The organism is Cylindrospermopsis sp. CR12 (assembly GCF_001432185.1).
Lineage (GTDB): Bacteria > Cyanobacteriota > Cyanobacteriia > Cyanobacteriales > Nostocaceae > Raphidiopsis > Raphidiopsis raciborskii.
The window spans coordinates 1-2,898 of the sequence record NZ_LMVE01000136.1 but is presented as its reverse complement, the minus strand read 5'-3'; the positions used below and the strand labels follow the sequence as shown (position 1 = coordinate 2,898).

The following is a 2,898-nucleotide window of genomic DNA, read 5'->3' as shown; positions in this document are numbered from 1 at the left end:
TCTGCAATTTCCCAGAGATAAGGGTAAGGATTAGGGATTTGACGGATAAAGCAACTAAACAATTTGAGGACATTATTATGAGCGAAATAGAAAAAGTACCAAGGGGGAAAAAGCCTATATATATCCTTAAAAAATCCCGGAAGATGCTGTTATATATAGCATTAGGACTAGTAGCTTTAATTCTTGTTATTACCCTAGGTTCAGTCATTAGTGAACCCTTAGAAAGAATAATTTCCGTTGCAGAGAACCTTTATCAAAAGTGGTTTGAAAAACAGAACACAGCCAACCCCTTTGTTTTACTACCTCTGGCATTTATTGGTGGATTATTAGCCAGCATTTCTCCCTGTATTCTTGCCCTACTTCCGGTTAATCTGAGTTATATTGGCACCCTAAAAATAACATCCCGTTGGGATGCTTTTAGTCAGGCCGGTTTATTTGTGCTAGGTAGTGTTACCATTTTAAGTCTATTTGGTTTGGTTTCATCCTTTGCTGGAATGGTAATCATAGAATACCGAGGTTATATCAACATAGTAGTTGGCTTAATTATGGCAGTGATGGGACTATGGTTAATAGGAGTAATTAAAATTTACCTCCCCCAGATAGACTTAAAACTTCCTAATACAGGTCCATACAGTGTAGGTCTAACCTTTGCTCTGGTGAGTTCTCCCTGTGCTAGTCCGGTGTTATTTGCAGTGTTAGCAGCAGCTGCTGCTACTGGTTCTCAAGTTTTAGGTACACTTACCATGGTCAGCTATGCTTTAGGATATACAATTTTGATTTTTCTAGCCAGTCTCTTTACAGGTTTAGTTAAACAGAGTAGGAAGTTGTTACAACATTCAGAAACTATTATTCAACTAGGCAGTGTAGCTTTAATGCTTACAGGCATTTATTATTTGTATACAGGTACAGTATGGTTTTTGGGTGGGTGATCTCGTTTGACTAAAGATAAAAGTGCAGCTACTCATGCTCTGAGGTTTATCCCATTTAAATATTTTTTCTACCAAGCGATCGCACGTTTTTTGTGGGTCTCGATGCGATCGCCTGATATATGACGTTTCCAAATCTATGTTAAATAGTGACGGAAAACGTTTTCCGTCAAAAGATAAATCAGTTATTTCAATGCTTTTAGGATATTTGCCGGGCGATCGCTTGTGGGAATCGTCTCTACTTCCTTCTCAATGGAAAATACTGAACATGAGGACAGGCGATCGCACCTCAGATTCTTCTCAAGGGAAAAATCTGAATGTGGAGAGGGGAGATTGCATTGCACTCCATACAGGCGAACCCTCTTAGTGATTATCCCCCGATTCCTTCTGAAGGGAAAAACTTGAACATGCTGAAGGGCGATTGCGCAGCACTCCCTTTGGGCGATCGCGAAGCACTCGATACAGGCAATTGCATTCAGGGTTCCCCGTGTTTCTTCTCAAGGGAAAATTCTGAATGTGTTGAGAGGCGATCGCGAAGCACTCCCTACGGGAGATCGCAATTAGAAATTCCCCCACCTCCCTTCTGAATGGAAAAACCTAAAACTGGAGATGGGCGATCGCATTGCACTCCATACAGGCGATCGCTCTCATCTAGGGACGTTTCATGTTCGGTTCCCGGTTGGTAAAAGATTGACGGAAAACGTTTTCCGTCAAGTGACAATCCAGTTATTCCAATAGTTTTGGGTTTATGGTTATTGTTTAATGGTTGGTCGGATCATGGGAATGAAAAGAGCGATTGCCACATTTTATTTATGGACATTTAATTATGGATATAAATAATGGGATAGGATTATCTGTTAGTGGTTAAGTGGGTCAGTAGGATTAAATATAAGATTAACATAGGATGGGTTGAACTATGAAACCCCATGGGTCTCGTTACTCGACCCATCCTATAAATAATTGTGCCTCCCTACTTAGCTTATGGGTTAGCTTTTGGAAGGTGCGTTTTCAAGTGCCCAATCAGTTTTTTCTATTTCTCATATAGGAGAAATTCCCAATCAGGGTCAAGTCGAGCACCCGTAAACTTAGCACCCCTAAAGTTAGCTCCTTCGAGGTAAGCACCAGAAAGGTCAGTTAGCTTTCCAATTAATCTTAAGACGGTAAACCCGTTTCTTTCCTATGTGAGCACCTCTCATGTCAGCACCTTCGAGGTCAGCACGCAAAAGGCTAGATCCTTCGAAGTAAACACCCATAAGGTTAGCACCGTTAAGGTTAGCACCCCTAAAGTTAGCACCAGAGAGGTCAGCACCCATAAGGTCAGCCTTCATAAGGTTAGCATCTGAGAGATCAGCACCAGTGAGGTCACAATTTCGACATTCACCAGTGTTTAAAAGTCTGTCTAGGTCAGACTGGCTATAAGCATAACTAGGACTAGTGCCAAGGCTAAAAGAGGAAACAAGAAACAAAATCAGTATCAGCGCTAATGTGAGAAATTTTTTCATTGTCTTAAATCCGTAACCAAATTATCGAGGTAAATTATACATGACTTTTCTTATCCACGAAGGAGCAAATAATAAAAATAACCTCAGGGTAATGAGTAAGATATTTAAGTTCAACAAGTTTTATCTTTATTCAAGTTCCATTCATAAGTTAGTAGTGAGATCTTGCAACGTGCGATTGCGAAGCACTCGCACTCGCGAGATCGCATTTAATAATTCTCCGCACCTTCTTCTCAAGGGAAAAACCTGAATGTGTTGAGGGGCGATTGCGCAGCACTCCCTTTGGGAGATCGCATTACATTCTCAATGGGCGATCGCTCTCATCTAGGTGCATTTCATATTCGGTTCCCATTTGGGAAAACATTGACGGTAAACGTTTTTCGTCAAAGGATAAATCAGTTATTTCAAGGGGGTGGGGATATTTGGAGGGCGATTGCTAAGCATTCTCTATGGGCGATCGCGCAGCACTCCCT

General features: G+C 41.2%; 7 protein-coding genes. 5 read left to right on the top strand and 2 right to left on the bottom strand.

The window, feature by feature from the left end:
- Positions 1-77 precede the first annotated feature (77 nt).
- The 4 genes from ASL19_RS16345 to ASL19_RS18860 all read left to right on the top strand — a co-directional run bounded on the left by ASL19_RS16345 (position 78) and on the right by ASL19_RS18860 (position 1,664).
- A complete protein-coding gene (locus ASL19_RS16345; protein ID WP_057179158.1) occupies positions 78-929 on the top strand; it encodes a cytochrome c biogenesis CcdA family protein in 852 nt (283 codons plus the stop codon).
- A gap of 190 nt (positions 930-1,119) precedes the next feature.
- Complete coding sequence (locus ASL19_RS17980; RefSeq protein ID WP_235529027.1) at positions 1,120-1,293, top strand: hypothetical protein; 174 nt, start codon at positions 1,120-1,122, stop codon at positions 1,291-1,293.
- Positions 1,294-1,333: 40 nt separating this feature from the next.
- Positions 1,334-1,513: a hypothetical protein gene (locus tag ASL19_RS17735; protein WP_152980455.1), complete on the top strand. Its 180-nt coding sequence runs from the start codon at positions 1,334-1,336 to the stop codon at positions 1,511-1,513.
- Positions 1,514-1,535: 22 nt separating this feature from the next.
- Positions 1,536-1,664, top strand: coding sequence for a hypothetical protein (locus ASL19_RS18860; protein ID WP_255356470.1), 129 nt, complete (start codon positions 1,536-1,538; stop codon positions 1,662-1,664).
- 292 nt (positions 1,665-1,956) lie between these two features.
- Here ASL19_RS18860 and ASL19_RS18975 read toward each other — a convergent pair whose 3' ends face one another.
- Together ASL19_RS18975 and ASL19_RS16340 are read right to left on the bottom strand one after the other, a co-directional pair.
- Positions 1,957-2,073, bottom strand: a complete 117-nt coding sequence (locus ASL19_RS18975) for a pentapeptide repeat-containing protein (RefSeq protein ID WP_152980456.1) — start codon at positions 2,071-2,073, stop codon at positions 1,957-1,959.
- Positions 2,057-2,428 (bottom strand): pentapeptide repeat-containing protein, encoded by a 372-nt coding sequence (locus ASL19_RS16340; RefSeq protein WP_057179157.1) that lies wholly within the window; start codon positions 2,426-2,428, stop codon positions 2,057-2,059. Before ASL19_RS16340 ends, ASL19_RS18975 begins: the two co-directional genes overlap by 17 nt.
- 249 nt (positions 2,429-2,677) lie before the next feature.
- On the opposite strand from ASL19_RS16340, the gene ASL19_RS18345 reads away from it, so the two are divergent.
- Positions 2,678-2,898: hypothetical protein (locus ASL19_RS18345; RefSeq protein WP_152980454.1), on the top strand; the 221-nt coding region annotated here is incomplete at its 3' end.

What these genes read in the sequence shown, in the direction of transcription:
- ASL19_RS18860 (WP_255356470.1), top strand. Translation starts at nt 1,536, where the DNA reads ATGGGCGATCGCATTGCACTCCATACAGGCGATCGCTCTCATCTAGGG.
- ASL19_RS17980 (WP_235529027.1), top strand. Translation starts at nt 1,120, where the DNA reads ATGCTTTTAGGATATTTGCCGGGCGATCGCTTGTGGGAATCGTCTCTA.
- ASL19_RS16340 (WP_057179157.1), bottom strand. Translation starts at nt 2,428, where the DNA reads ATGAAAAAATTTCTCACATTAGCGCTGATACTGATTTTGTTTCTTGTT.
- ASL19_RS16345 (WP_057179158.1), top strand. Translation starts at nt 78, where the DNA reads ATGAGCGAAATAGAAAAAGTACCAAGGGGGAAAAAGCCTATATATATC.
- ASL19_RS17735 (WP_152980455.1), top strand. Translation starts at nt 1,334, where the DNA reads ATGCTGAAGGGCGATTGCGCAGCACTCCCTTTGGGCGATCGCGAAGCA.